This is a genomic window from Streptomyces sp. HUAS MS02 (assembly GCF_055702265.1).
In genome coordinates this window covers 3,879,351-3,902,236 of record NZ_CM146747.1, presented here as the reverse complement: position 1 = coordinate 3,902,236, position 22,886 = coordinate 3,879,351, and the positions used below count along the sequence as shown (strand labels likewise).

Genomic DNA, 22,886 nt, shown 5'->3' with positions numbered 1-22,886 from the left:
CCGACCGTCTGGCGGACTCGCGAGAGCGAGAGGGCTTGTTTGCCATGCGCTGGTGGAAGCGCCGCCTCGGTGCTGGCCGTCGCGAGAAGCCGGACGTTCCCGTGGTCGTCACGGACACTGGAGACGCACACGCCGCAGGCGGCTCGATCGCGGTGACCGGTGTGCACTCAACGGCCTCTGCACCGAAGGCCCTTGGAGGGGCCAGCGACACCGGGCACGCGAACGCCAGCGCCGGCGGCATCGCCAACACCGGCCACATGCACGTAGGTGGCGACTTCTCGGGTATCGCGCACGCCGTCGTACAGGCCGGAGTCATCAACCGGCTCACGATCGCCGAGACAGCTGCGGTCCCGCTGCCGCCGCCGCACCAATTGCCGCCCCGAGTTGCCGGTTTTCGGGACCGGGAAGGCGCCCTAAGCACCCTGAATGCGAACTTGGAGCGGTGTCGGCTGACCGACGAGCCTGCGGTGGTGATCGTGAGCGGCATGGGAGGTGTGGGCAAGACCTCGCTAACCGTCCACTGGATCCACTCGATCGCCGACCAGTTCCCCGACGGCCAGCTCTATGCCGACCTGCACGGTTTCTCGGGCGGGCCCACCGTCACGGCGAACCAGGTGCTCGAACAGTTCCTGCGTGCGCTGGACGTGCCGACAGAGAAGATCCCCGACGACGAGGACAGCCGCGCTGCGCTCTTCCGGTCGATCACCCATGGTCGGTCCTTCCTGCTGCTTCTCGACAATGCCTTGGACGCTCGCCAGGTCCGGCCGTTGATCCCGTCAACCAACACTTCGCTCACCGTGATCACGAGCCGGAACAGGCTCGCCGCACTAGCGGTCCGCCTCGGGGCGCTGCGGATCGGCCTGGAACCCTTCGACGGCCACGTGGCGATCCAGATGCTCATCGGCGACCGGGTAGATTTACCGGAGACCGACCTGCTGTTGGCCGACAACCTCGCCCGCAGGTGCGGTTACCTCCCCTTGACACTGCGGATCACCCTCGAACGGCTGGCAACCCGAGGGAGTGGCTCGTTCGGTGACTACGCCTCGGAGATCATCGGAGAGCTGCAGAACGCTCGTGCCGTTCTGGAGACGTTCTCCCCACTAAACGACGACTCATCTACGGAGCTGCGTGTAGTGCTCTCCTGGTCCTATTCCAACATCGACCATGTTCTGGCCCGCACGTTCCGGCTGCTCGGACTTCATCCCGGAGCCGACTTCAGCGCGGCCGACGCCGCCGCGCTGGCGGCCGTCGAAGAGGCCGAGGCCGTGCGCCGCATGGACCGGCTGGTCGAGCTCAGCCTGCTGGAGCCAAAGGGCTGGGCGCGCTACCGATTGCACGACCTGCTGCGGGCGTTCGCCACGGAGCGCGTTCAGGAGGACGAGCCCGATGCGGAAATCGGACCGGCGAGACGCCGACTGCTGGCGCGGTATCTCTCCCGAATCGACGCGGCCGATCGCGTCCTCGCTCCAGGACGCCGTCACGTGCTGTCGGCCGAGGAGGCTGGTGAACCCTTCACCTCGTACGAGGAAGCCCTCGCCTGGTGCGACTTGGAGCGACTGAACTCCTTGGCGATGGTCCGGGCAGCTGCGGCGAACGGAGAGGACGAACTGTGCTGGCGTATCGCCATGGCGCTGATCACCCCCCTTGTCCTGCGCTCTTACCACGCGGACCGCCGTGAGGTCTGCGAGATCGGGCTGGCCGCCGCCCGCCGGGCCGGGGACAGCTGGGGTGAGGCGTGGAGCCTGATGAGCCTCGGGGGTGCGCTGCACGCGTTGGGCCTGCACGATGAGGCCGCCGAGCAGGATCGGGAAGCGGCGGCGCGGTGGCGTGCACTGGGAGATGCCGAGGGTGAGGGCAAGAGCCTGAACAACCTGGGCGATGCGCTGATCGCCCAGGGACGGCTGTCGGAGGCGGCCGAGGTGTTGGGGGACGCGCTGCGCATTCGCCGCTCGCTCGGACAGCAGCGTGAGATGGCCATCTCGCTGTTCCTGCTCGGTGAGTTGCACCTGGCGCAGGGCGACCCCGAGGCGGCTGAGCGGAACTACCGGGAGAGCCTGGAGCTGCGAGCCTCGGCCGACCGACAGACCATCGGGTTCGCCCTCACTGGCATGGCCGAGGTCGCGTTGCTGCGGGGCGACCTGGAATCCGCACAAGCGGCCTTCGAAGAAGCCGCCGACACCCATGAGAACTCCGGCTACCCGTACGGTCAGGCCGTCGCGCTGCGCTCGCGCGCGCACTGCCTCCGCGATCTGGGGCGTGTTGATGACGCGTACGCCACTCTGGTGGACGCCTTGGCCGTGCTGAGGGCCATGGCTGATCCGGAGGCCGACGAGGTGCAGCGCGAGCTTGAGGAGTTCGGGCGCGGCTCCGCTTCTGGGGCCGACGGGTAGCCGGGCACCGCTCACTGCAGGAAATCTGCCTCCTGCCCCTGGTGCCCCAGGTCCTGGCGGAGACGGTCGGCCACGGCGAGGGACGGTGGGGCCAGGAGGTCCGTCGCGTGCCAAGCCGCGTGCAGCACGCGCCGTACGCGTAGGTACAGCTCGAGGTCGACACCCGGCGGTGGATGGTGGGTTGCGTCGGTCTGGCCGAGGGCGATGGCGGTGCGGTGATCGTGGCCCCTGTGGTGCGGCGCCGAGGCGATGAACGTGAGGGCGGCGAGCCAGTCCCGAGGGGCCGTGGCGTCGTATGAGTCGTGGAGGTGGGTGACCGCGAAGTCCGCGTTGCCCAGGGCGAGTTCGTGGTGGGCGCGGTGCAGGGGGTGGGCGCCGCCGTAGTGGGCCGCCAGGGCGCGGTGGGCTTCCCGCCAGGCCGGGCGGCCCGAGCCGGCGGTGTGCCCGTGGCGCAGGTGCAGCAGGAGCAGGGCCCGGAGGAAGGGGTCGCTCACGAAGTGGTCCGGGGCCGGGGCGTGACCCTGCGCCGCCAACCGGCTCGACAGCGCCCGTACGCCCGACTCGCCGAAGCCGACCGGGAGGTGGGACTCGGCCAGGACGACCGCCGAGTCGTGGTCGTGGGCGAGGGACAGGACGGCCAACTCGTCGAGGTGGTCCTCGCCCGGGAGGAGACGGTCCAGCACGGTCTTGTACGCGCGGCGCCCGGTGTCCTCCGCCAGCAGCAGGTCGACCGGTGTGCTGAGCCCTCGGGCGAGGTTCCGGCCGGCCGACGCGGCGAGGAGCGCCGTGCCGAGGGGATTGCCGCCGGTCAGCCGGTGGACGGCGATGGGGAGTGCGGGCGGGACCGACTGCCCGGGACAGGCCGCCTCCACCGCCTGCCGGGTGTCGTCGGGGGAGAACGGCGGCAGCGACACCAGCAGCGCGTGCGACGACGGCGTACCGCCCGGTGTCCAGTCGGTCCACCGAGTCGCCTCCGCGAGCGTGCGGCGGGCCGCGTTCCGCAGGGCGGGGTGGCCCTGCCCCCGCAGCCCCGCGAAGAACGCCACCTGGTCCGCCCGGCCGTCCGCCCGCGCCCGCAGCACGGACTCCATCAGCCGCCGCCCCGCCGCCTCCTGCACGTTGTCCAGCAGCACCACCGGCCGCCCGGCCCGCTGCGGGCGCGCTACGACCCCCGCGACCCCCGCGTACGCGTCGTCGAGGTCCGCCAGCAGCGCCCGTACGAGATGGTGCTCGGCGTGGGTCCGGGCGTCGCCGCCCGCGTGGAAGTGCCGGGAGAGCAGGACCATGCCCAGTTTGGGGTTGCCGGCCGCGTGCGGATGGTCGCGGTACCAGACGGCCCCCCGGCGCAGCCGCCGGTGCGAGGACGACATCCCCTCGCTGAACGCCTCCAGCGCGGCCTCGACGATCGCCTCGACCACCGGTCCCTGGTCCGACAGCGACGACACCAGCCGGGCCACGGTCCTCCCCACCCACCGCCCCGCCAGCCAGCCACCCGTGTCGCTCAGCAGCAGGACCCGCTCCGCCTCCGCGCAGACCCGCGACAGCCCGCGATCCCCCCACCCACCGGCCGCGACGGCGAGCAGCCCGCACGCCAGCCGGGGGAACGTGAGACGCCCGGCCCCGCCCAGTGGCTCCGCCAGCTGCTCGGCGACCACGGTCAGCGCCTCGTACGCCGGTGACCAGGACGCCGGGGGCCGGCCCGGGGGCGGTCGGTCGAACCGGGTCTCCTCCCCGTCGATCAACGCGACGGGGCTGCGCCCCCGGTAGGCCGCGCACAGCTCCCGCAGCACCGTGCTCCTGCCGAGCCCACGGGCTCCCGCCAGCACCACGAACGGGGGGCCCTCCGGGGGGCGGAACGCCTTGGGTATGTCGAGGAGGGCGTGGGGCTGGATGGTTGCCGTAGTCATAGCTGCTGGTGTTATCAACAGCTGTGGAGGGAGGGGCAGTTGTTTCGGAGTACGGCGAAGGCTGCTCGTTCGCTTACGACTCCGACCGAACGGCGGCTATGAAGGAGAGCCAGGCGGGACGGTTGATGACCAGGATGGGGCCGTCGGGGTTCTTGCTGTCACGGACGGGGACGACGGCGGGGATATCGGGGGCGACTTCGATGCAGTTGCCGCCGTCCTCGCCGCTGTGGCTGCTCTTGATCCAGGTCGCGGAGCTCAGCTCGTACCTGTGCATGATGTTCGTACCCCTCCATCACGTCGCTGATCAGAGCGGCGGAATCGTGGGCTGACGGAATGTCTGCCCTGAGCACATCATAAATCCGGCTGCCGCGCGCGTATCGGTCCGGATCGTTGATGAAGTGGCCATAGCCTTGCGATTCGGAGTACATCCAGCGCTCGTCGGGCAGCTCGATCAGGGACATGGAAACCCGAGGGCGGATGAGCCCGAAGAGGTTCGCCGGAGCCACCTGGATGCGGATGTTGGAGCGCCGTCCGACGTTGAGCAGATGCGCGCACTGCTCCCGCATGACCTCCGGGCTCCCGACCCCGTTGCGCAGGCAGCTCTCGTCCAGGATCACGATGTACAGGGGACCGTCGTCGGCCAGGAAGCGGGGCTGACGGCTCATCCTCGCCCGGACTCGTTCGTCCAACTCGTCGTCGGCTGAGACTCGTGAGAACAGCGCGCGTGCGTAGCCCGGGGTCTGCAACAAGCCCGGTACGAGCTGCTCTTGGTACTCCCTCAGGGACGAGGCTTCCTTCTCCAGCTCGACCCGGCGCGAGAACCAGTCAGGATGCTGAACCTCCGGATACCAGTCGATCTTCTCCCACATCCGGGCCAACACCCCACCCGTGCACAGCACTTCATCACACCGCTTCGCGAACTGGTCGCTCGGGACCCTCGTGCCCGCCTCGATCTTCGCCACCTGGGAGCGGTCGCACGGGATCTCTCTCGCCAGGGCCTCCTGCGTCAGCAGCGCCACCTCGCGGTAGTGCCGCAGCACCTCGCCGAACAGCACCGAACTCCCGGCGCCGACAGCCCCGTCCGCGTTCCGCCTCGTCATGACGACCCCCTCGTGCGGTGTGGCAATGGTCCAGTGCCACACGTCCCGCGTTGATATCGACCGTTCCCGTGGGCGACGCTGGATACACCCAGAGTGACGAACAGGGCTGTGGAGTGCGCGTGGAACCAGAGGGGCAGCTTGTCTTCGATCCGCGGACGCGGCGCGTGGGCGAGTACCGGGACAGGGTCGGGCCGTACGCGATGCTGCGTCCGGTGGGCGGCGGTCGGGAGTGGGAGGCGGATCCGGCGACGTTGCGGCCGGCGACTCCGGCGGAGCGGCTCGGGGCGCAGGTCAGGGCCGCCAACCGCCGTACGAAGAGGAGGGTGTGACGTTGCGTCAACTTGAGCCCTTGGGTCCGCCCCCCGTTCCGGTGAACGGATGCACGGCGTGCGCGGAGCTGGCCGTACGGCGGGACGAGGCGCGGGCCCGGTACGACCGGAGCGCAGAGACGGACGCGAACGTGCTGCTCCGTCACCATCAGCGACAGGAACACGCCGGAGGCCCCCGCACGCGCGATCGTGCCCGTCGTGTCTTCCGCTACGTGCCGTACGTCATCGCGCAGGACACGACGGCGGAGCCGGAGTACGAGGCGCGGTGCGTGTCGGGCGACGAGACGGAGTGCGGCGCGGAGTCGGGTGTGCACAGTGATCCGGCGGCCGTGGAGGAGTGGCAGCGCAGGCACACGCAGGAGACACGGCACCTGCGCTACCGCCGGAGCTTCGGGGACTACTCGGTGCTGGAGCCGCTGGAGGAGGTTCCCTCCTAGGGAGCGGCCGACGGCCGTGTCGGCTGGTGCCCGTACCGGCCGGTTCGACAGAATGATCGAATGATGAACGGGGAGAGCGGCGAGGGCAGTGGTCGTGACGCGGGCGACGAAGCGTCGTCGTCCGTAGGTGTCGGGCTTGCCGTGGGCATGTTGTTCGGCATCGCCGTCGGGATCGCGCTGGGAGTGGCGGTCTTCGACAACCTGGCGATGGGGGTCGTGCTCGGCAGCGGCGTGGGCGGAGTCCTCGGTGTCACCTTCCGGAGGGCACGGCTCTAGTCAGGGCCGGTCCGGGCCGAGGGCGTCGCGGACGGCGGTCAGGATGGCGTCGGTGTCGGCGCCCAGGGCGCGGGCTGAGGCAGTGAAGTCGCGGGCCAGGGTGGCGAGTTGGTGGGCGTGCGGGCGGGTCGGTCCGGTCCGGGGCGCCGCCACGCGGGTGCCCGCGCCACGGCGGGTGCGGATCAGCTCGGCGGCCTCCAGCTCGCGGTAGGCGCGGGCCACGGTGCCCGGCGCCAGGCCGAGATCCGTGGCCAACTGGCGCACGGTCGGCAGCCGTTCACCCTCGGCCAGGCGGCCGGTGACGATCAGTGCGGCGAGCTGCGCCCGGATCTGCTCGTACGGCGGGACCTGGCTGGTGGTGTCGACGCGGACGGCGGGGTCACTCATCGTCGGGTGCCCCGTCCTCGGCGTGCTCGTTCTCGACCGCGCGGGGCGCCACCACGGTGACCAGGGACCAGACGACGGTGAAGAGGTTCAGCAGGGCCAGGGGGTAGAAGACCCAGAAGGTGATCGCGCCCAGCGTGCCGGCGCAGCCCGTCTCCGTCAGCGCCACGGAGATCATCAGGACGGCGTACAGCTGCTGGCTCGACACCAGCAGGCCCCAGGCCCCGGTGACCGCCCACGCGCGGTCGCGGCGCTGCTGTTCCTCGCCCGGCCCGTGCGCGATGTGACGCAGGGCCCAGACGCAGGTGGGGGTGGCTATGGCGAGGGCGCCGAACATCGGGAGGCTGTAGTACAGGCCGGGCCACGGGCCGAGGGTGGCGCGCATCCCGTTGCAGGTGATGTCGACGACCTTGCCGGTGATGAACATCCGGTCGCCGTCCTTGGACGCCGTGGCGGCCGTGATCATGAGCAGGACGACGAGGGAGACACCCTGGAGGGCGATCAGCGGACCCATGCGCGGTGGCACATGGTCTCTGACCAGGCGCGGGGCGAGACTCGCGGTGCGTACGGCCTCCTGGGGGCGCAGGGTCAGGGCGTCGGCGAGGAGGACGCCGGCCACCGCGCACAGGCCGAAGGCCGTGAGGCAGAACACCACGCGCTGCTCGAACTCGATGTGCCCGAGCGTGGACAGCGCCTGCGCGACGACCAGGCCGACGGCCAGGCCGGACCAGCGGGCGTAGTGGTCGGCGTGGTCGAGGAGCCGGTCCTGGAGCGGGGCGGTGTCGAGCATGGAGAGATCCCCCCGGATCATCTTGTATCAAGCGGTGAGTACAAGATGCCGTGGTCGGGATCTTGTGTCAAACACTCGATACAAGGTGACGCGGGGGAAGACGGGATGAGGGGCGTTCGGGTTCCCCCAGGGGAGGTCAGTCGACGGTGATCGAGTCCAGTTGCGCCCGCAGGTACACGTGCGAGTCCACCGGCGGATACGCCACCCGTCCGACCGGCGCGGGTACGGACTCCACGATCGTGCCGGGCGTGCACTCGCCGAAGTAGACCAGCGACATCAGCTCCTCGGCGGGCTCGTCGGCCGGGGGCGGCAGGACGCGGTGGCGCCCGGAACGCCAGCGGTCACCGGTCCAACGGGCCATCAGGTCACCGATGTTGATGGTGAAGGCGTCCGGGTCGTACGGAGCGTCCTCCCAGCCTCCTTCGTCCGTGTACACCTGGAGTCCGCCCTTGCCGGCCTGCCGGTCGAGGATGGTCACCGTGCCGAAGTCGGTGTGCGGGCCGATCCGGAACTGGCCCGGCACGGGGTCGCCGATGACGTCCGTGCCCGGGTACCAGTTGATGTTGAAGCCGTAGGTGGGGTGGCTCATGTGGCGGGAGAAGAAGTCCGGCTCCAGCCCGAGCGCCTCCCCGAGGAGAGAGAGCAGCAGGTTCTCCAACTCGCCCATCCGCGCCAGGTACTCCTCGCAGAGCGCCCGCAGCTCCGGCACCTCCGCCGGCCACACGTTCGGCGCGTACCACTCCGCGTTCACGGCCGGGTCGTCGAACGGCTCGTGCGTCGCGAACGTCAGCGACTCCTTGAGGTCCGGCGGGGTCTCCGTACCCTCGGCGTACCCGTTCGCCTCGGCGCCGGGACCCAGCCAGCCGCGCCCGCCGACCTTCACCTCGTACGCCTGCTTGGCCTCGACGGGCAGGACGAAGAATCTCCGGGCGGCCTCCCGGATACGCGTCCGGAGCGCCGGGTCGACCCCGTGGCCGGTGACGAGCAGGAAACCGGCGCTCTGGAGCGCCTCGTCCACGGTCCGGGCGATCGTGGCGCGGTCCTCGGGGCCGCCGTCGAGCCAGGGGCGCAGATCGATGGTGGGGACCCGGGGCGGCCTACTGCCCGGTGTCGCCGATGTCTCTGGTGTCACTGATGTCTCTGGCGTCTCTGGTGTCTCTGGCGTCTCTGGTGTCTCTGGCGTCACCGATGTCCTCGTTCCATAGAGCCGGGTGGTGCTGGACGAAGTCCCGCATCAGGGCCACGCACTCCGGGTCGTCCAGCACCAGGACCTCCACGCCGTGCTCGGCGAGCCAGTCGTGGCCGCCGTGGAAGGTGGTGGCCTCCCCGACGACCAGCCGCGAGATCCCGAACTGCCGCACCAGGCCGGAGCAGTACCAGCACGGCGAGAGCGTCGTCACCATCGTCGTACCGCGGTACGACCGCTGCCGCCCCGCCGCGCGGAACGCCGCCGTCTCGGCGTGCGTGGACGGATCGCCGTCCTGGACGCGGCGGTTGTGCCCGCGCCCGAGCAGGCGGCCGTCCGGTCCGTAGAGCGCGGCCCCGATCGGGATGCCGCCCTCGGCCAGCCCCGCCCGCGCCTCCTCGACGGCGGTGGCGAGCCATGCGCGTGCCTGGCCTTGCCCTTGGTCCTGGTCCTTGTCCTGGTCCATGAACTCACTCTGCCCGCGACGCGCGGCGCTCACGTGTGTGACGCGGCGCGGGATCGGGGGCGGGAAGACCGGGGAGGAGGGGGTCAGGGTGGCGGGAGGAGGGGGTCAGGGCGGGGGGAGGAGGGTGCCCAGGGGGCCGAGGTCGAGGTTGAGGTCGTCGAGGGTGAGGTCGTAGCGGTCGCAGAGTTCCGTCATGCGCTCGTGCAGGACCATCAGGGTCATGCCGAGGCGCTCCTCCTGCTCCTCGGTCAGCCCGCCCTGGTCGACGCGGTGCAGGGCCTGGCGCTCCATCAGCTGGCGGAGCAGTTCGACGATGGTGAGGACGAGACGGACGAGGTCCCGCTCGACCGTGTCGGGATCGGTGCGCAACCGGCGCGCCACGGCTTCGCCCCGGGCCGGGGGCGGCGGGGCGACCTCCTCCGGCCGGGCGGGCAGCAGCGAGAACGCGCGGGACGCGGCCGCGGACACCTCACGGAGGCGGTCGATGTGAGGGCCGCCGCGGTCAGGCAGGGGGCTCGCCATGGTCGTCGCCTCCTTCCAGCCCTGCCGAGGGCGTCCGTTCGGGCAGGGGGAGCGCCCACTGTTCGTCCATCTGTTCGCGGACGGCGACGATCACCGCGCGCAGCGACACCCGTACCAGGTCGATGTCCGCGATGCTCAGGACGAGGTCACCGGTGAGGACGACACCGCCGCTCAGGAGGCGGTCGAGCAGGTCGATCAGCGCGACCTGCCGCCCGCTGATCGGGCGGTCGTAGTCGCCGGGACCTTCCTCCTCAGCCACGGCCCTCCTCGTCGTCCTCCTCGTCGAGGGTCACCGGCTTGCGCTGCTTGCGCCGGGGCTCCGCGGCACGGGGCTTCGCACGGTTCTCCGCCACCCGGTTCTCGGCCCCGGGCTCCTTGCGGCGGACCGCCTTGCGCGGGCGCTCGGCCGACTCGCTCGCCGGCAGCTCCTGCGGGGGCTCCTCGACGCGTCGGCGCAGCTCCTTCACCTCGGCGCGCAGGCGCTCGTTCTCGTCGGCGAGGGAGCGGCGGCCATCGGAGCGGGAGGCCCGGGAGGAGAGGGCCGGGTCGTGCTCCCACCAGTCGATGCCGATCTCCTTGGCCTTGTCGACCGAGGCCACCAGCAGGCGCAGCTTGATGGTGAGCAGCTCGATGTCAAGGAGGTTGATCTTGATGTCGCCGACGATGACGATGCCCTTGTCGAGGACCCGTTCGAGGATGTCGGCGAGGTTCGCGCTGGAGCCCTGACCGCCGCCGTAGGGGTAGGCGCTCCGCGACGGAGAGGGGACGGGGGAGCCGGACTGGGTCACGGTTCACGACCTCCTCGACCGCGACTTCGGCCGCCGGTCCGCGTCCTCGTCCTCATCCACGTCCGCGCCCGCGTCCGCTTCGTCGGCGTCTTCCTCCTCGTCCTCGTCCTCGTCCTCTTCCGCGTACCCGTCTTCGTCCTCGTCCTCGTCTTCGTCCGCCTGCTCGTCCTCTTCCACGTCGTCCGCGTACTCGGCCTCGGGTTCGTTGTCCTCTTCGGGTTCCTCGTCGTTCTCGTACTCGTCCGTGTCCTCGTCCTCGTCGTACTGGTCGTCCGCGTCCGCCGCGTCCTCCGTGTCCGCCGCCGCTTCTGCCTCTTCTTCTTCTGCCTCCTCCTCGTCCTCCGGCTCCTGGACCTCCCCTTCGCGGATCTCGCCGCGCCAGCTTCCGGTGGCCTCGCCGCGCATCATGACGAAGGTGCGGTAGAGCTTGAGGTCGAGGCGGGCACGACGGCCCTGGGCCCGGAACAGACCGCCGACCTTCTCGAAGAGCCCCTTCGGGAAGTACTCCAGGACGAGCAGCACCTTGGTGAGGTTCTCGCCGAGCGGGTGGAAGGTGACGACGCCCCTGGTGGTCGCCTTGTCGCCCTCGGAGGTCCAGGCGATGCGCTCGTCGGGCACCTGTTCGGTGATGTTCCCGCGCCAGTGCCGGGTGGACTTGGCGACCTTGACGTGCCACTGGGTGGTGGTGTCGTCCTGCTGCTCGACGGCGACCACGCCCTTGGCGAACCGGCTGAACTCCTGGAACTGCGTCCACTGGTCGTACGCCTCGCGCACCGGCACACCCACGTCGATGTCCTCGATGATGGTGTGCCCCTTGCCGCTGCCGCCCTCGGGGTCCTTCTTGCGCCCCTTGCCGCCGACGTCCTTCGCCTTCTCCACGACATCCCCGGCCTTCTCGCCGACGACGTCCTTCGCCTTGCCCGTGGCGCCCTTCGCCTTGTCGACCAGCGCGTCCTTGGCGTGGGACGCGGTCGCCGTCAGCGCCCCCGTGCCCATGTCGCCCAGCTTGCGGGCGCCCTCGCCGAGCCCGTGGCCCACGCCCTGGAGCATCAGGGACATCCGGGCCTCGATGTAGTCCTCCAGCTCTTCCTTCAGCCGGGTCGTGCCGGTGTTCTCGCCGGACTCCTCACCCGTCCTGCTGAGGGTGCCGGTGCCGCCGGCCGAGCCGCCCTTCGCCGATCCGCGCTCAGCCATCGTCCTGCCTCCTCGACCGTGTGCCGCTGGCGCTCTTGGTGCGGCTCGCGGCGGCGGTCTTCTTCTTCGGGCGCGCGCTGCTCCTCGACTGCGGCGCGCTCCTACGGCCCGAGCGCGACCCAGAGCCGCCCGCCTTCCCGGTCTTGGCCTCGGCCTCGGCCTGGTCCTCGGTGTCGGTGTCGGTGCCGGTGTCGGTCGTGTCCTCGGGCTCGTCCTCGGCCTCGTCGTCGTGCGCGCCGTCGCCCTCGGCCCGCTCCCGCAGGCCCGCCGTGCGTTCGTGCAGGGTGTCGGCCAGGTGGTCGGCCTTCGACGACAGCACGGAGGTGGCGGCGGCCTTGCTCGCGCCCGCCAGCTCGGACCGCACCTGGCGGGTGAGGTCGCTCAGGAACGGGGCGTCGAGCGCCTTGCCCAGCTGTCCCGGTCTGACCTGGGACCCGGCCAGCAGCGCACCGAGGCCGAGGGCGAGCTTGGTCTTCTTCGTCCGTCCCAGCAGATAGCCGCCGAGGACGGCCGCGCCCATCGTGGCGTTGTTCATGACTCCGTCTCCCTCTGCTGCTGGAGCCGGTAGGCGCTGATCTCCTGCAGCCGCCCCAGCAACTCCTCCTCGCGCCGCGCGAACTCCTCCTCGTCGATCCGCCCCTCGGTCCGCGCCCGCTCCAGGTTCACGAGTTCCTCCTGGACGGGCCCCGGGTCGTAGTACTCGTCCTCGGCGGCCTGCCGCACCTTGTCGATCACCCACCCGACGCCCCGCACGGGAGCGACCGGCAACGTCAGAATGGTCCCGACCAGTCCCACCACATCGCCTCCAAAGCCCGACTCGAAGGCCGTACGACGGTCATCCGTGAAGCCGCACGACGGTCTTCTGTTAAGCCGCACGACTGTCATCGATGAAGTCGTACGACGGTCATACGAAGCTGTACGGCGGCAGCGGTCCGCGCAGCCGCAGGTCCACCCCCTCTCCCAGGGCCTCGGCCAACTCCCCGCCGGCCTCGGCGAACTCGTCCGCCCGTTCGCCGTCGACCAGGAAGGAGACGTTCACGAAGTACTGCTGGGAGGGCGGGGCGAGCCGCTCGTCCAGGGCGTAGGGCCGCAGCGCGGCGAGGGCCTCCTCGCCGAGCGCGTCCTGCCGGCCCTGCACCTCCTGGGCCACGAGTTCACCGAGCGCGAGGCGGTCCTCGTACGTGCCGCCGCCCTCACGGATCGCGTCGTTCAGCTCACGCGCCCGCTCGGACTCCGTCAGGATGGCGCGCAGAAGCGTGTCCTCGTCCACCACGCCCTTGACGTTGAACTCCGCACGCCCCGTGAGTTCGTCCAGACGCCGGGAGAACGCCTCCGCCCGCTCCTGGAGCAGCGCCTCCACGGCGGCCTCGTCCTGGGCGACGAAACCGAAGCTCAGCGGCAGGATGGCGCCGTCGGTCCACAGCTGCTGCTGGACCTCCTGATGCGCCTCCACGTCCCGGCGGCTGACCGACAGGTCCTCGGGAGCCTCGCTGACGACGGCGCTCAGCTCGCCGTTGCTGACGGCGTGCAGCGCGGCGGGTTCCTCGCCGACGCCCTTGACGTCGTCCAGGCCCAGCGGGTGCTCGGCTTTGGTGATCGCGTAGACGTAGACCGACATCGGCTCGCTCACTCCTCCCGGTCCCTGGAGGAACGACGGCTCGTACCGCTCCGCCCGGAGCTCGCGCGCTGCTTCTCGCGCCTGGGCGCGTGCTCCACCTCCTCCTCGTCGTCATCGCCGCGCCTCTTCTGGAGCGAGTCGGTGACGGCCTCGACCGCCCCGGTGAGCGCGCCCTTGCTCTTGCCCCGGGCGCCCGACTCGGTGGTGTCCCCGACGATGTCCGTCAGCTGGGAGGGGGCCTTGCGTCCCGATTCCAGGTCCAGCCGGTTGCACGCCTCCGCGAAACGCAGATAGGTGTCGACGCTGGCCACGACCACACGGGCGTCGATCTTCAGGATCTCGATGCCCACCAGGGAGACACGGACGAACGCGTCGATGACCAGGCCCCGGTCGAGCACGAGCTCCAGTACGTCGTAGAGGTTCCCCGAGCCGCCGCCACCGCCACGGGCGGCGAGGGCGCCGCCCTCGCTCTGCGGCACCACAGTCACGATCTCTTCCCTCCGGATACGGGAAGCCGTCCGGCGCGGACCGCGAGCCATGGCCAGGACGGCGGCCGCCGGGTTCTTCGGCGGCGGCCGTGGCCTCAGCGGCTCAGCGAGAGCCCCGGTCGATCTGCGCGCGCGTGTACCGGCGTCCGCGCTCGTACGCCAGCAGGTTGCCCGCGGGGTCCAGAGACACCCGGTAGGCGGCCATCACGCTGGTCGTCTGGGGGATGCGCTCCAGCTCCATGACCTCGACCTGGGCCTCCCAGCCCTCGTCGGTCGGCTTCAGCGCGGAAACGGACTCGGGAGCGCGCCCGAGCAACTGGGAGAGCTGCTCGACCGCGCTCCGCATGGCCTCGGGCGCGGAGACCCGCTCCTCGGCGGGCGCCTGCCGCGACGAGGAACGGCGCTTCTCCGACTCACGGCCGTTCGTATTCATCACCTTCTTACCCTTTGTCCATCATCAACCTTTGATGGGGTATATGTCACCCGGGCGGCTCAGCGGCGGGCGGACGCAGGTATGTGTGCAGGTGGCCGGCGCCCTCCAGCATGGCCGCCGTGCAGGCGGTCAGCGCGGCGCCGCGGGTGGTGATCGCGGTGCGGAGGGCCTCCGTGCCGCCCTCCGCGCGGAGGTCTTCGAGGATGGGCCGGATGTCGTCGAGGAGGTAGTGGCTGCGGCGGAGGGCGAGGATGAAACGGGCGTCGCGTACCTCGTCGGGGGTGTAGTGGCGGTAGCCGGTGCCCCGGTCCCGCACGGGGGAGAGCAGGCCGGCGGCCTCCCAGACCCGCAGCGTCGACGTCCGCACGCCGAGCAGCGCCGCGACCTCACCGATCAGCAGGTCGGCCGCGGGCACGTCGTCCTCGGGAGGCTCCCCGGCCAGCGCCCGGAGCGCCTCCCCGGTCGTGCGCAACGACACCCGCTCCACGTGCAGCGCCGCGTGCGCCTCGTCCACCAGCGCCAGCGCCCCCGGTACGTCCCCCTCGTGCACGGTCCGCATGATCCGCGCGGCCACGACCGCCCCGTACCCCTTCGACAGCGCCCGGTACGTCAGCAGCGCCCGCCGGTGCGCGTCGCCGAAGATCCGGTACCCCGAGTCCGTACGCGGCACCGGCGGCAGCACCCCCGCCTCTTCGTAGTTGCGGATCTGCTGCGTGGAGACACCGGAGAGCCGGGCGAGGTCGACGGGACGGAGGCGGACGGGGGCGGAGGCGGAGGCGGAGGCGCTGGGAGGTGGTCCGGGTTCAGGCATCGAGGGGAAGGCTAGGGCGATTCGGCGTGCGGATGGGGACGAGGGCGTGAGGCGGATTCCTGTGTGACCGGGGACACAGGGACGGCCGGGGGCGGGCGGACAGGGGAAGGCGTGGAGCATTCTTTACGGGCACGCGTACGGGACGGCGATCCGGAGGCGTTCAGCACGCTCTTCTGGGAGCACGCGCAGGCGGTGTACGGCCATGCCGCGCGGCTGACGGCCGACCGGAACACGGCGGAGGACGTCGTCTCCCTGACCTTCCTGGAAGCCTGGCGACTGCGCGAAAAGCTGCTGTCGGACGCGGAGTTGGCCGGGGGCGGCCTCGGTGGTGGCGGGGGCGGCCCCGGCGGCGCGGCCGACGGTGGGGGCAGCGGTGAGGGCAGGGGCGAGGGCGGCGGTGACAGCAGTCTGCGGGCCTGGCTGTTCGGGATCGCCACGAACGTGCTGCGCAACACGCGCCGCGCCGCCCGCCGGCACAGCGCCGCCCTGGCCCGGCTGCCCGAACGCCACGCCGAGCGCGAGACCGTCCCCGACTTCGCCGACGCCCTGGTCGGCCGGATGGAGGACGCCGACCGGCTCGCCGCCGCCCACGCGGCCCTCGCCAAACTCCGCCGCCGCGAGCGCGAGGTGTTCGCGCTGTGCGTGTGGTCGGGGCTGAGCTACGCGGCCGCCGCCGAAGCCCTCGGGGTGCCCGTCAGCACCGTACGGTCGCGGCTGGCCCGCGCCCGGCAGCGGCTGCGGGGTCTCGCCGAGGCGGAACTCGCGCGGCGGCCGGCCCGGCGGCCCGAACGGCACGGAAGAACGAGACCCCTGCCGGGCGGTGGACAGGAACCTGTCGACCGCACCGAGCCGACCAGGCCGACGCCGACGCCGACGCCGACGCCGACGCCGACGCCGACGCCGGCACCGGCACAGACCCAGGCCCGGGCACAGACCCAGGCCCGGGCAGAGGCACAGGAGAGACGCCGATGAACCCCATGAACCCCATGAACCCCGCGAACCCCGCGAACCCCACGAACCCGATGAATCCCGCGAACCCCACGAACCCGATGAATCCCGTGGATGCCGTGAGTGACATGAGCGCCGTGGAACGTGACGAACTGGCCCGGCTGTTGCCGAGCCCGGGCGACCCGCGACTCTCCGACGACCGGCTGACGCGGCTGGAGGACCACCTCATGCAGGAGCTGACCGGCGAGGCCACCGTCCGGATCACCGGCACGCCCGAACCGGCGGCTGCCCGCACGCGCACGCGCCGCCGTTTCGCCGTCGTCGCGCTCCCGCTCGGCGTGGCCACCGCCGTCCTCGCCACCGTGATCGCGACCGGGGTGGTGGGCCGGGGACACGTCGACGACGAGGACGCGGCCGGGCTGCTCCAGCGCGCCGCCGACGCCGCGACGGGCGAACCCACGCCCGTGCGCGACGACCAGTTCCTCTACATCAGGACCCAGGGCGTGTCGCGGGCCTCGGTGGCCTCGACGGACGGCGGCAAGATCGTGAAGGACGCGAAGAACACGAAGGAGGAGGCGGGTTCGAAGACCGACTATCCCTACCGGCGGACCGACTGGATCTCCGTCGACGGCAGTGAGAACGGACTCGCCCGGACCACCTGGCTGGAGGGGCAACCGGCCCCCCGGGACATGAACGGGAAGGTCATCGACGACCCCCTGGCGGGCTCGATGGACGACGTCGAGGACATGACGCTCTCCGCCGACCCGGACCACAGCTACTACGACGAGCTGAAGGCGCTCCCCACGGACCCCGACACGCTGTACGACGAGGTGTGGGCCCGCACCCGGGGCCAAGGCCCCACCCACGAGGAGGCCGCCCTGGAATACATCACGACGATGCTCGACGGGGCGCAGTTGCTGCCCGCACTGAACGGCGCGCTCTTCCGGGTGGCCGCCGAGATCCCCGGGGTACGGGTCGTCGAGAACGCGGAGGACGCCGCCGGCCGCGAAGGCGTCGGCCTGGCCTTCGGCAAGGGCGACGACCGGGCCGCATGGATCTTCGACAAGAAGACGTTCAAGTACCTGGGCTCGGACAAGGAGGCCCTGCTGGAGGTCGGCGTCGTGGACAAGAAGGGCCAGGAACCGACCGGCTGACCACCGGCTGCGCCCCTGCTTCTTCGGCCCTTAAGGGGCGCGGGGAACTGCGAGACCAGCCCCCACTCGGCGACCGCTGACAGCCGACCGCTGACAGCCGACCGCTGACAGCAGCCCGCTGTCCACTGTCCGCTGACCGCCGCCGCGCTACGCCTCCTCGCCGTCCTTCCGGTCCCGTTTCTCGCCGGCCTCGCCCTTCTCACCCTTCGCGCCGCCCTCCGGCTCCCCCCGCTCCTGCCGCTTCAGTTCCTCCTCGCGGCGGCGCAGGTCGGCCTCCCAGCTCTTGAGCAGCGACTCGTCCTTCTTGTTGTCCTCGGCGAGCGACTTCAGGAACTCGGGGTTGTCGTCGGGCGCGACGTACTGCGTGCGGTGGTTGCGGTGCCACTCGGAGGGCGTGCGGCCGCCGGCCGGCACGTTGCGGAGCTTGCCCGCGGCGAGCCAGGCGATCGGGCCGACGATCCAGAAGAGCAGGATGATGAAGACCCACGCGATCTTCGGCAGGTGCTTCGCCTCGTCCTCGGGGGTGTTGAGGCAGTCGATGAACGCGTAGATGGTCAGCGCCAACGGCACGAGGTACATCAACAGCCTGAGCATGGAAGGGCCCCCTGGAAGCGGTGGAAGTGACATCAGGACCGTGCTCGGGGCCCCGTGACGGGGCCAGGGTAGCCCCTCGGGGATACTGGACCCCATGGCTTACGACGATCTTCGCTCCCTGCTCCGCGCACTGGAGCGCGAGGGCGATCTCAAGCGCATCAAGGCCGAAGTCGACCCCTACCTGGAGGTCGGGGAGATCGTCGACCGGGTCAACAAGGCTGGCGGCCCCGCCCTGCTCTTCGAGAACGTGAAGGGCTCCTCGATGCCCCTCGCGATGAACGTCTTCGGTACCGACCGCCGCCTGCTGAAGGCCCTCGGTCTGAAGTCGTACGGCGAGATCAGCGAGAAGATCGGCGGCCTGCTCAAGCCCGAACTGCCCCAGGGCTTCGTGGGCGTGCGCGAGGCGTTCGGCAAGCTCGGCGCGATGGCGCACGTCCCGCCGAAGAAGGTCAAGGCGGACAGCGCGCCCGTGCAGGAGGTCGTCCTCCAGGGCGACGAGGTGGACCTGGACCTGCTGCCCGCGCTGTTCACCTGGCCCAAGGACGGCGGCTCCTTCTTCAACCTGGGGCTCACCCACACCAAGCACCCCGAGACCGGCGTGCGCAACCTCGGCCTGTACCGCCTCCAGCGCCACGACAAGCGCACCATCGGCATGCACTGGCAGATCCACAAGGACAGCCGCAACCACTACCAGGTGGCCGCCAAGCGCGGCGAACGCCTGCCGGTCGCCATCGCCTTCGGCTGCCCGCCCGCCGTGACCTACGCCTCCACCGCCCCGCTCCCCGGTGACATCGACGAGTACCTGTTCGCCGGGTTCGTCGCGGGCAAGCGGATCGAGATGGTCGACTGCAAGACGGTGCCGCTGCAGGTGCCGGCGAACGCCGAGGTCGTGATCGAGGGCTGGCTGGAGCCCGGCGAGATGCTCCCCGAGGGCCCGTTCGGCGACCACACCGGCTTCTACACCCCGCAGGAACCGTTCCCGGCGCTGAAGATCGACTGCGTGACGATGCGGAAGCGGCCGTTGCTCCAGTCGATCGTGGTCGGCCGGCCGCCGACCGAGGACGGACCGCTGGGACGGGCGACGGAACGCTTCTTCCTCCCCCTCCTCAAGATCATCGTGCCGGACATCGTGGACTACCACCTCCCCGAGGCGGGCGGCTTCCACAACTGCGCGATCATCTCGATCGACAAGAAGTACCCCAAGCACGCGCAGAAGGTCATGCACGCGATCTGGGGTGCCCACATGATGTCCCTGACCAAGCTGATCGTGGTGGTCGACTCCGACTGCGACGTGCACGACCTGCACGAGGTCGCCTGGCGGGCGCTGGGCAACACGGACTACTCCCGCGACCTGTCGATCGTCGAGGGCCCGGTGGACCATCTGGACCACGCCTCCTACCAGCAGTTCTGGGGCGGCAAGGCCGGCATCGACGCCACCAAGAAGTGGATCGAGGAGGGCTACACCCGGGACGGCGGCTGGCCCGACATGGTCGAGTCCGACCCGGCCACGGCGGCGCTCGTCGACCGCCGCTGGAAGGAGTACGGCCTGTGACCAGCGCGTCGGCGGCCATTCCGCAGCAACCGGGCCGCACCAAGGCCTTCCTCCGCCTCGTGATGATCGAACACTCGATCTTCGCGCTGCCCTTCGCGTACATCGCCGCGCTCACGGCCATGTTCCGGCTGGACGGCAACATCCACTGGGTCCGGCTGCTCCTGGTCACCATCTGCATGGTGGGCCTGCGTACGTTCGCCATGGCGGTCAACCGGATCATCGACCGCGAGATCGACGCGCGGAACCCGCGCACGGCGCACCGTGAGCTGGTGACCGGCGCGATGTCGGTCAAGCACGCGTGGACCGGCGCCCTGATCGCGGTCGTGATCTTCCTCGGCTCGGCGGCGCTGCTGAACCCGCTCTGCCTCGCGCTGGCCCCCGTCGCGGTGATCCCGATGGTGGTCTACCCGTACGGCAAACGCTTCACGAACTACCCCCAGGCCATCCTCGGTCTCGCCCAGGCCATGGGCCCGGTCGGCGGCTGGCTCGCCATCACGGGGGAGTGGTCCTGGGAGGCGGTCGTCCTCGGCCTGGCCGTGGGCGTCTGGATCGGCGGCTTCGACCTCATCTACGCCTGCCAGGACGTCGACTCCGACCGCGAGTCCGGCGTGCTGTCGGTCCCGGCCCGCTTCGGCATCCCGGCGGCGGTCTGGGCGGCGCGGGTCTGCCACGCCCTGACCACGGCCCTCTTCGTCTGGTACGCGATCCTCACCGACGCGGGCGCGTTCCTGTGGCTGGGGCTGGCGATCGTCGCGGGCGCGTTCGTGTACGAGCACACGATCGTGCGCCCGCACGACCTGTCCCGCCTGAACCGCGCGTTCTTCTCCGTCAACGGGTTCATCGGCATTGCCCTGTTTGTGTGTGCGCTGCTGGATCTTCTGGTTCGGGGTCTGACCTTCTGAATATGGTGCGGCCTACCATCGAGTGCAGAGAGAGGGAGGCTGACGTGACCATCTCGGACAGTGACCGCCTGCACTCGCAGCTCGCCCGGTACGAGGACATGTTCCGCGGATACCGGATGGAGATTGTCGAGGGCAACATCGTGATGAGTCCGCTGAGGCCGTTCCACAACGAGACCATCGTGCGGCTCTGGACACAGCTGGAAGCCCAGCTGGGCCCGGAGTGGGGATTCATCAGCGATGTGGCCATTCCCTTCAGCGACGACTTCGAGTTCTGCCCCGATCTCGCGCTCATCCCAGCAGCCGAGAAGAACCGGAATCTGACCTTCTATGCACCCGACCTCATTGAGCTCGCCATCGAGGTGGTCTCCCCGAGCAGCATCCGCAATGACTACGAGGTCAAGAACAGGCAGTACGCCTCTCGGGGCATCCCCAGCTACCTGATCTTCGACCCGCAGAAGGCTCATCTCGTCACGCTCTGGAACCCCGGCCCCGACGGCTACCGCGGACGAGACACGCTTCCGTACGGCGGCAAGCTCACCGTGGAGACCAAGATCGGCCGCCTTACGGTCGATACGAGCCGTCTTCCTGTGGACCCCGCGTCGCCCGGCGCGCCCTGAGCGCGGCCCCGTCCGCCCGGCGGCGGAACAAGAACGCCGCCACCACGCCCGTCACCAGCCCGATCAGGTGACCCTGCCAGCTGATCCCGGTCGCGTTCGGGGCGATGCCGCCGAGGATCGCGCCGCCCCAGACGGCCGCCACCAGGACACCCACCGCGACCCCGAGCAGACGCCGCTCGACGAAGCCGGTGACGACGAGGAACCCGAAGAGCCCGAAGACGACGCCGGAGGCACCGGCGGTGTTGGTGTTGTCCGGGGATATCAGCCAGACCCCCAGCCCGTCCGCGACGATGATCAGCGCGCAGACGGCGGCGAAGCGGCGGAGTCCGCCCAGGGCCGCGAGGAACCCCAGCACCAGCAGCGGCACGCTGTTCGCCGCGACATGGCCGAAGCCGAAGTGGATGAACGAGGCGGGCACCACGTCGACCAGCTCGGGCACCGAACGCGGCACGATCCCGAAGTCGTCCAGCGCGTGGCCGGTCGCCACGTCGACGACCTCCAGGATCCACAGCAGCGCGACCCAGCCCACCATCAGCTTGGCCGCCGCCTTCGCACGGTCCCCGCGCGACCACTGCCGCTCGGGCCCCAGCGTCCCGCGTACTCCACCTGCCATGTCGAACCCCCGTCCCGACCTCACCCGTCCCTCGTGGAAACGGCCGGGCCCCCTTGACCGGTTCCCGCCGCGCGGCGCCGGATAGGCTCGGTGTCGTGAACCCAGTCAAGCCAGGGAAGACGCCGCGTACGCCTTGGATCGTAGGGGTGTCCGGCGCATCCGGCACCCCATACGCCGCGGCCGTGCTGCGCGCGCTCCTCGTTGCGGGCGAGAGTGTCGACCTCGTGGTGTCCCGGGCCTCGCGGCTGACCCTGCTCGACGAGACGGGCATCGCCTTCCGGGACGCACACTGGCGCGACGACCTGCGGGAATGGCTGTCCCGTGGCGCGGACGGCAAGCCCGGCACGTTCGCCGTGGACCTCGACGGCGACCACGGCGACCGGGTCCGGTACTGGAACCCCGGCGACCTGGCCGCCGGACCGTCCTCGGGCTCGTACCCCGTCAAGGGGATGCTGATCGTCCCCGCGTCGACGGCGTGTGTCGCGGGCGTGGCCCTCGGACTCTCCAAGGACCTGCTGCAACGGGCGGCGAGCGTCACCCTCAAGGAGGGCCGCCGGCTCGTGGTCGCCGTACGCGAGACCCCGTTGAACGGGCAGACTCTGCGGCACCTGGTGACCCTGGACGAGGCGGGCGCGACCGTACTGCCCGCGTCGCCGGCGTTCTACGCGGGGGCCACGCACATCCAGGACCTGGTGGACTTCGTCGCCGGACGGGCGCTGGACGCGGCGGGCGTCCCGCACACCCTGTACCGGCGCTGGGAGGGCGAGGTCGGCCGGGCACGCGAGTCCCACAGGTGACGTCACCCGCACCGCTCTCGTCTCGTCGTACGTGGTCGTAGACGACCGGGCATCACCGAACACCCATCACCCACAACGCAATTCTTAGTCGGAAGGCAACCGATCGCATGGACGCGGTGGACAGGCAGCTCATCCAGGCCCTGAGGGAGAACGGCCGGGCCTCCTACGCGGAGCTGGGACGCCTCGTCGGACTGTCGGGACCCAGTGTCACCGACCGCATCAACAGGCTGGAGGCGGCCGGCGTCATCACCGGCTATCGCGCCACCGTGAACGCGGCCTCCCTCGGCCTCGGCGTGACCGCGCTCATCGGCATCTCGCTCTCCGACGCCGCCGACCACGAGGACGTGGCGGACCGGCTGCGGGAACTGGCCGAGATCGAGGACTGCTGGTTCATCGCGGGCGACGACTCGTACATGCTCAAGGTGCGTGCCCCGGACGTCGACGGTCTGGAGAAGACCATCCGCCGGCTCTCCGGCACCAAGGGCGTCTCCCGCACCCGTACGACGATCATCCTCTCCACGAAGTGGGAGAACCGGGTGGGTGAGCTGCCGGAGGAGTCGTAGGCGTACGGTGGCAGGAGTTTTGTTCGG

Annotated in this window: 30 protein-coding genes; 11 read left to right on the top strand and 19 right to left on the bottom strand. The window is 70.6% G+C overall.

The window, feature by feature from the left end:
• Window positions 1–44: 44 nt before the first annotated feature.
• Window positions 45–2,390, top strand: a complete 2,346-nt coding sequence (locus ACZ9QC_RS16695; RefSeq protein ID WP_472920840.1) for a tetratricopeptide repeat protein — start codon at window positions 45–47, stop codon at window positions 2,388–2,390.
• 11 nt (window positions 2,391–2,401) lie between these two features.
• On the opposite strand, the gene ACZ9QC_RS16690 is transcribed toward ACZ9QC_RS16695, so the two are convergent.
• The 3 genes from ACZ9QC_RS16690 to ACZ9QC_RS16680 all read right to left on the bottom strand — a co-directional run bounded on the left by ACZ9QC_RS16690 (window position 2,402) and on the right by ACZ9QC_RS16680 (window position 5,397).
• The gene (locus ACZ9QC_RS16690; RefSeq protein ID WP_472920839.1) at window positions 2,402–4,297 is read right to left on the bottom strand and encodes a hypothetical protein; all 1,896 of its coding nucleotides are present in this window, start codon (window positions 4,295–4,297) and stop codon (window positions 2,402–2,404) included.
• A 73-nt stretch (window positions 4,298–4,370) separates the two neighbouring features.
• Window positions 4,371–4,499 (bottom strand): DUF397 domain-containing protein, encoded by a 129-nt coding sequence (locus ACZ9QC_RS16685; RefSeq protein WP_472921710.1) that lies wholly within the window; start codon window positions 4,497–4,499, stop codon window positions 4,371–4,373.
• Window positions 4,456–5,397 carry a helix-turn-helix domain-containing protein gene (locus ACZ9QC_RS16680; protein WP_472920838.1) on the bottom strand — a complete coding sequence of 314 codons (942 nt, stop codon included), beginning with the start codon at window positions 5,395–5,397 and terminating at the stop codon, window positions 4,456–4,458. Before ACZ9QC_RS16680 ends, ACZ9QC_RS16685 begins: the two co-directional genes overlap by 44 nt.
• A 119-nt stretch (window positions 5,398–5,516) precedes the next feature.
• On the opposite strand from ACZ9QC_RS16680, the gene ACZ9QC_RS16675 reads away from it, so the two are divergent.
• Genes ACZ9QC_RS16675 through ACZ9QC_RS16665 form a run of 3 tightly spaced genes read left to right on the top strand, consistent with a single transcriptional unit; the run spans window position 5,517 to window position 6,439 of the window.
• Window positions 5,517–5,726, top strand: a complete 210-nt coding sequence (locus ACZ9QC_RS16675) for a hypothetical protein (protein ID WP_472920837.1) — start codon at window positions 5,517–5,519, stop codon at window positions 5,724–5,726.
• Between the two features lie 41 nt (window positions 5,727–5,767).
• Complete coding sequence (locus ACZ9QC_RS16670; protein ID WP_472920836.1) at window positions 5,768–6,163, top strand: DUF7848 domain-containing protein; 396 nt, start codon at window positions 5,768–5,770, stop codon at window positions 6,161–6,163.
• Between the two features lie 60 nt (window positions 6,164–6,223).
• Window positions 6,224–6,439, top strand: coding sequence for a hypothetical protein (locus ACZ9QC_RS16665; protein ID WP_472920835.1), 216 nt, complete (start codon window positions 6,224–6,226; stop codon window positions 6,437–6,439).
• Here ACZ9QC_RS16665 and ACZ9QC_RS16660 read toward each other — a convergent pair whose 3' ends face one another.
• The 14 genes from ACZ9QC_RS16660 to ACZ9QC_RS16595 form a co-directional block, all read right to left on the bottom strand.
• On the bottom strand, window positions 6,440–6,826 hold the full coding sequence (locus tag ACZ9QC_RS16660; protein ID WP_472920834.1) for a GntR family transcriptional regulator: 387 nt from the start codon (window positions 6,824–6,826) through the stop codon (window positions 6,440–6,442).
• Window positions 6,819–7,613: a hypothetical protein gene (locus ACZ9QC_RS16655; RefSeq protein ID WP_472920833.1), complete on the bottom strand. Its 795-nt coding sequence runs from the start codon at window positions 7,611–7,613 to the stop codon at window positions 6,819–6,821. Before ACZ9QC_RS16655 ends, ACZ9QC_RS16660 begins: the two co-directional genes overlap by 8 nt.
• A 136-nt stretch (window positions 7,614–7,749) precedes the next feature.
• A complete protein-coding gene (locus ACZ9QC_RS16650; RefSeq protein WP_472920832.1) occupies window positions 7,750–8,745 on the bottom strand; it encodes an isopenicillin N synthase family dioxygenase in 996 nt (331 codons plus the stop codon).
• Window positions 8,711–9,265, bottom strand: a complete 555-nt coding sequence (locus ACZ9QC_RS16645; RefSeq protein WP_472920831.1) for a nucleoside deaminase — start codon at window positions 9,263–9,265, stop codon at window positions 8,711–8,713. Before ACZ9QC_RS16645 ends, ACZ9QC_RS16650 begins: the two co-directional genes overlap by 35 nt.
• Window positions 9,266–9,370: 105 nt before the next feature.
• A complete protein-coding gene (locus ACZ9QC_RS16640) occupies window positions 9,371–9,787 on the bottom strand; it encodes a gas vesicle protein K (RefSeq protein WP_472920830.1) in 417 nt (138 codons plus the stop codon).
• On the bottom strand, window positions 9,768–10,046 hold the full coding sequence (locus tag ACZ9QC_RS16635) for a gas vesicle protein (protein ID WP_472920829.1): 279 nt from the start codon (window positions 10,044–10,046) through the stop codon (window positions 9,768–9,770). The genes ACZ9QC_RS16640 and ACZ9QC_RS16635 overlap by 20 nt, the downstream gene beginning before the upstream one ends.
• Window positions 10,039–10,575 carry a gas vesicle protein gene (locus ACZ9QC_RS16630; protein WP_472920828.1) on the bottom strand — a complete coding sequence of 179 codons (537 nt, stop codon included), beginning with the start codon at window positions 10,573–10,575 and terminating at the stop codon, window positions 10,039–10,041. The genes ACZ9QC_RS16635 and ACZ9QC_RS16630 overlap by 8 nt, the downstream gene beginning before the upstream one ends.
• Before the next feature lie 3 nt (window positions 10,576–10,578).
• Window positions 10,579–11,769, bottom strand: a complete 1,191-nt coding sequence (locus ACZ9QC_RS16625; protein ID WP_472920827.1) for an SRPBCC family protein — start codon at window positions 11,767–11,769, stop codon at window positions 10,579–10,581.
• Window positions 11,762–12,304, bottom strand: a complete 543-nt coding sequence (locus tag ACZ9QC_RS16620; protein ID WP_472920826.1) for an ABC transporter substrate-binding protein — start codon at window positions 12,302–12,304, stop codon at window positions 11,762–11,764. Before ACZ9QC_RS16620 ends, ACZ9QC_RS16625 begins: the two co-directional genes overlap by 8 nt.
• Window positions 12,301–12,537 (bottom strand): gas vesicle protein GvpG, encoded by a 237-nt coding sequence (locus ACZ9QC_RS16615; RefSeq protein WP_472920825.1) that lies wholly within the window; start codon window positions 12,535–12,537, stop codon window positions 12,301–12,303. The genes ACZ9QC_RS16620 and ACZ9QC_RS16615 overlap by 4 nt, the downstream gene beginning before the upstream one ends.
• 136 nt (window positions 12,538–12,673) lie before the next feature.
• Window positions 12,674–13,387 carry a GvpL/GvpF family gas vesicle protein gene (locus ACZ9QC_RS16610; RefSeq protein WP_472920824.1) on the bottom strand — a complete coding sequence of 238 codons (714 nt, stop codon included), beginning with the start codon at window positions 13,385–13,387 and terminating at the stop codon, window positions 12,674–12,676.
• Window positions 13,388–13,395: 8 nt separating this feature from the next.
• The gene (locus ACZ9QC_RS16605; RefSeq protein ID WP_472920823.1) at window positions 13,396–13,875 is read right to left on the bottom strand and encodes a gas vesicle structural protein GvpA; all 480 of its coding nucleotides are present in this window, start codon (window positions 13,873–13,875) and stop codon (window positions 13,396–13,398) included.
• A gap of 103 nt (window positions 13,876–13,978) precedes the next feature.
• Window positions 13,979–14,308 (bottom strand): gas vesicle protein GvpO, encoded by a 330-nt coding sequence (locus ACZ9QC_RS16600; RefSeq protein ID WP_472920822.1) that lies wholly within the window; start codon window positions 14,306–14,308, stop codon window positions 13,979–13,981.
• A gap of 46 nt (window positions 14,309–14,354) precedes the next feature.
• Complete coding sequence (locus tag ACZ9QC_RS16595; protein ID WP_472920821.1) at window positions 14,355–15,119, bottom strand: MerR family transcriptional regulator; 765 nt, start codon at window positions 15,117–15,119, stop codon at window positions 14,355–14,357.
• A 111-nt stretch (window positions 15,120–15,230) separates the two neighbouring features.
• On the opposite strand from ACZ9QC_RS16595, the gene ACZ9QC_RS16590 reads away from it, so the two are divergent.
• Together ACZ9QC_RS16590 and ACZ9QC_RS16585 are read left to right on the top strand one after the other, a co-directional pair.
• Window positions 15,231–16,091 (top strand): RNA polymerase sigma factor, encoded by an 861-nt coding sequence (locus ACZ9QC_RS16590; protein ID WP_472920820.1) that lies wholly within the window; start codon window positions 15,231–15,233, stop codon window positions 16,089–16,091.
• Between the two features lie 104 nt (window positions 16,092–16,195).
• Complete coding sequence (locus tag ACZ9QC_RS16585; protein ID WP_472920819.1) at window positions 16,196–17,221, top strand: CU044_5270 family protein; 1,026 nt, start codon at window positions 16,196–16,198, stop codon at window positions 17,219–17,221.
• A 147-nt stretch (window positions 17,222–17,368) separates the two neighbouring features.
• On the opposite strand, the gene ACZ9QC_RS16580 is transcribed toward ACZ9QC_RS16585, so the two are convergent.
• A complete protein-coding gene (locus tag ACZ9QC_RS16580) occupies window positions 17,369–17,815 on the bottom strand; it encodes a PLD nuclease N-terminal domain-containing protein (RefSeq protein ID WP_472920818.1) in 447 nt (148 codons plus the stop codon).
• Between the two features lie 94 nt (window positions 17,816–17,909).
• On the opposite strand from ACZ9QC_RS16580, the gene ACZ9QC_RS16575 reads away from it, so the two are divergent.
• From ACZ9QC_RS16575 to ACZ9QC_RS16565, 3 genes are read left to right on the top strand one after another with little or no spacing between them, the layout of a single operon-like run.
• Window positions 17,910–19,367 (top strand): menaquinone biosynthesis decarboxylase, encoded by a 1,458-nt coding sequence (locus tag ACZ9QC_RS16575; RefSeq protein WP_472920817.1) that lies wholly within the window; start codon window positions 17,910–17,912, stop codon window positions 19,365–19,367.
• Window positions 19,364–20,269, top strand: coding sequence for a menaquinone biosynthesis prenyltransferase MqnP (gene mqnP / locus ACZ9QC_RS16570; RefSeq protein ID WP_472920816.1), 906 nt, complete (start codon window positions 19,364–19,366; stop codon window positions 20,267–20,269). The genes ACZ9QC_RS16575 and mqnP overlap by 4 nt, the downstream gene beginning before the upstream one ends.
• 44 nt (window positions 20,270–20,313) lie before the next feature.
• Window positions 20,314–20,886 carry a Uma2 family endonuclease gene (locus tag ACZ9QC_RS16565; protein WP_472920815.1) on the top strand — a complete coding sequence of 191 codons (573 nt, stop codon included), beginning with the start codon at window positions 20,314–20,316 and terminating at the stop codon, window positions 20,884–20,886.
• Here the strand turns inward: ACZ9QC_RS16565 and ACZ9QC_RS16560 are convergent.
• The gene (locus ACZ9QC_RS16560) at window positions 20,831–21,499 is read right to left on the bottom strand and encodes a rhomboid family intramembrane serine protease (protein WP_472920814.1); all 669 of its coding nucleotides are present in this window, start codon (window positions 21,497–21,499) and stop codon (window positions 20,831–20,833) included. The two genes, ACZ9QC_RS16565 and ACZ9QC_RS16560, sit on opposite strands and share 56 nt — an antisense overlap.
• Before the next feature lie 95 nt (window positions 21,500–21,594).
• Here ACZ9QC_RS16560 and ACZ9QC_RS16555 point away from each other — a divergent pair, with 95 nt between their 5' ends.
• Window positions 21,595–22,296, top strand: coding sequence for a UbiX family flavin prenyltransferase (locus ACZ9QC_RS16555; protein ID WP_472920813.1), 702 nt, complete (start codon window positions 21,595–21,597; stop codon window positions 22,294–22,296).
• A gap of 107 nt (window positions 22,297–22,403) precedes the next feature.
• Window positions 22,404–22,859 (top strand): Lrp/AsnC family transcriptional regulator, encoded by a 456-nt coding sequence (locus ACZ9QC_RS16550; protein ID WP_472920812.1) that lies wholly within the window; start codon window positions 22,404–22,406, stop codon window positions 22,857–22,859.
• The last annotated feature ends 27 nt before the right edge of the window (window positions 22,860–22,886 follow it).

What these genes read in the sequence shown, in the direction of transcription:
- ACZ9QC_RS16690 (WP_472920839.1), bottom strand. Translation starts at nt 4,297, where the DNA reads ATGACTACGGCAACCATCCAGCCCCACGCCCTCCTCGACATACCCAAG.
- ACZ9QC_RS16695 (WP_472920840.1), top strand. Translation starts at nt 45, where the DNA reads ATGCGCTGGTGGAAGCGCCGCCTCGGTGCTGGCCGTCGCGAGAAGCCG.
- ACZ9QC_RS16680 (WP_472920838.1), bottom strand. Translation starts at nt 5,397, where the DNA reads ATGACGAGGCGGAACGCGGACGGGGCTGTCGGCGCCGGGAGTTCGGTG.
- ACZ9QC_RS16665 (WP_472920835.1), top strand. Translation starts at nt 6,224, where the DNA reads ATGATGAACGGGGAGAGCGGCGAGGGCAGTGGTCGTGACGCGGGCGAC.
- ACZ9QC_RS16585 (WP_472920819.1), top strand. Translation starts at nt 16,196, where the DNA reads ATGAGCGCCGTGGAACGTGACGAACTGGCCCGGCTGTTGCCGAGCCCG.
- ACZ9QC_RS16575 (WP_472920817.1), top strand. Translation starts at nt 17,910, where the DNA reads ATGGCTTACGACGATCTTCGCTCCCTGCTCCGCGCACTGGAGCGCGAG.
- ACZ9QC_RS16595 (WP_472920821.1), bottom strand. Translation starts at nt 15,119, where the DNA reads ATGCCTGAACCCGGACCACCTCCCAGCGCCTCCGCCTCCGCCTCCGCC.
- ACZ9QC_RS16550 (WP_472920812.1), top strand. Translation starts at nt 22,404, where the DNA reads ATGGACGCGGTGGACAGGCAGCTCATCCAGGCCCTGAGGGAGAACGGC.
- ACZ9QC_RS16600 (WP_472920822.1), bottom strand. Translation starts at nt 14,308, where the DNA reads ATGAATACGAACGGCCGTGAGTCGGAGAAGCGCCGTTCCTCGTCGCGG.
- ACZ9QC_RS16620 (WP_472920826.1), bottom strand. Translation starts at nt 12,304, where the DNA reads ATGAACAACGCCACGATGGGCGCGGCCGTCCTCGGCGGCTATCTGCTG.
- ACZ9QC_RS16560 (WP_472920814.1), bottom strand. Translation starts at nt 21,499, where the DNA reads ATGGCAGGTGGAGTACGCGGGACGCTGGGGCCCGAGCGGCAGTGGTCG.
- ACZ9QC_RS16640 (WP_472920830.1), bottom strand. Translation starts at nt 9,787, where the DNA reads ATGGCGAGCCCCCTGCCTGACCGCGGCGGCCCTCACATCGACCGCCTC.
- ACZ9QC_RS16610 (WP_472920824.1), bottom strand. Translation starts at nt 13,387, where the DNA reads ATGTCGGTCTACGTCTACGCGATCACCAAAGCCGAGCACCCGCTGGGC.
- ACZ9QC_RS16655 (WP_472920833.1), bottom strand. Translation starts at nt 7,613, where the DNA reads ATGCTCGACACCGCCCCGCTCCAGGACCGGCTCCTCGACCACGCCGAC.
- ACZ9QC_RS16580 (WP_472920818.1), bottom strand. Translation starts at nt 17,815, where the DNA reads ATGCTCAGGCTGTTGATGTACCTCGTGCCGTTGGCGCTGACCATCTAC.
- ACZ9QC_RS16660 (WP_472920834.1), bottom strand. Translation starts at nt 6,826, where the DNA reads ATGAGTGACCCCGCCGTCCGCGTCGACACCACCAGCCAGGTCCCGCCG.
- ACZ9QC_RS16645 (WP_472920831.1), bottom strand. Translation starts at nt 9,265, where the DNA reads ATGGACCAGGACAAGGACCAGGACCAAGGGCAAGGCCAGGCACGCGCA.
- ACZ9QC_RS16625 (WP_472920827.1), bottom strand. Translation starts at nt 11,769, where the DNA reads ATGGCTGAGCGCGGATCGGCGAAGGGCGGCTCGGCCGGCGGCACCGGC.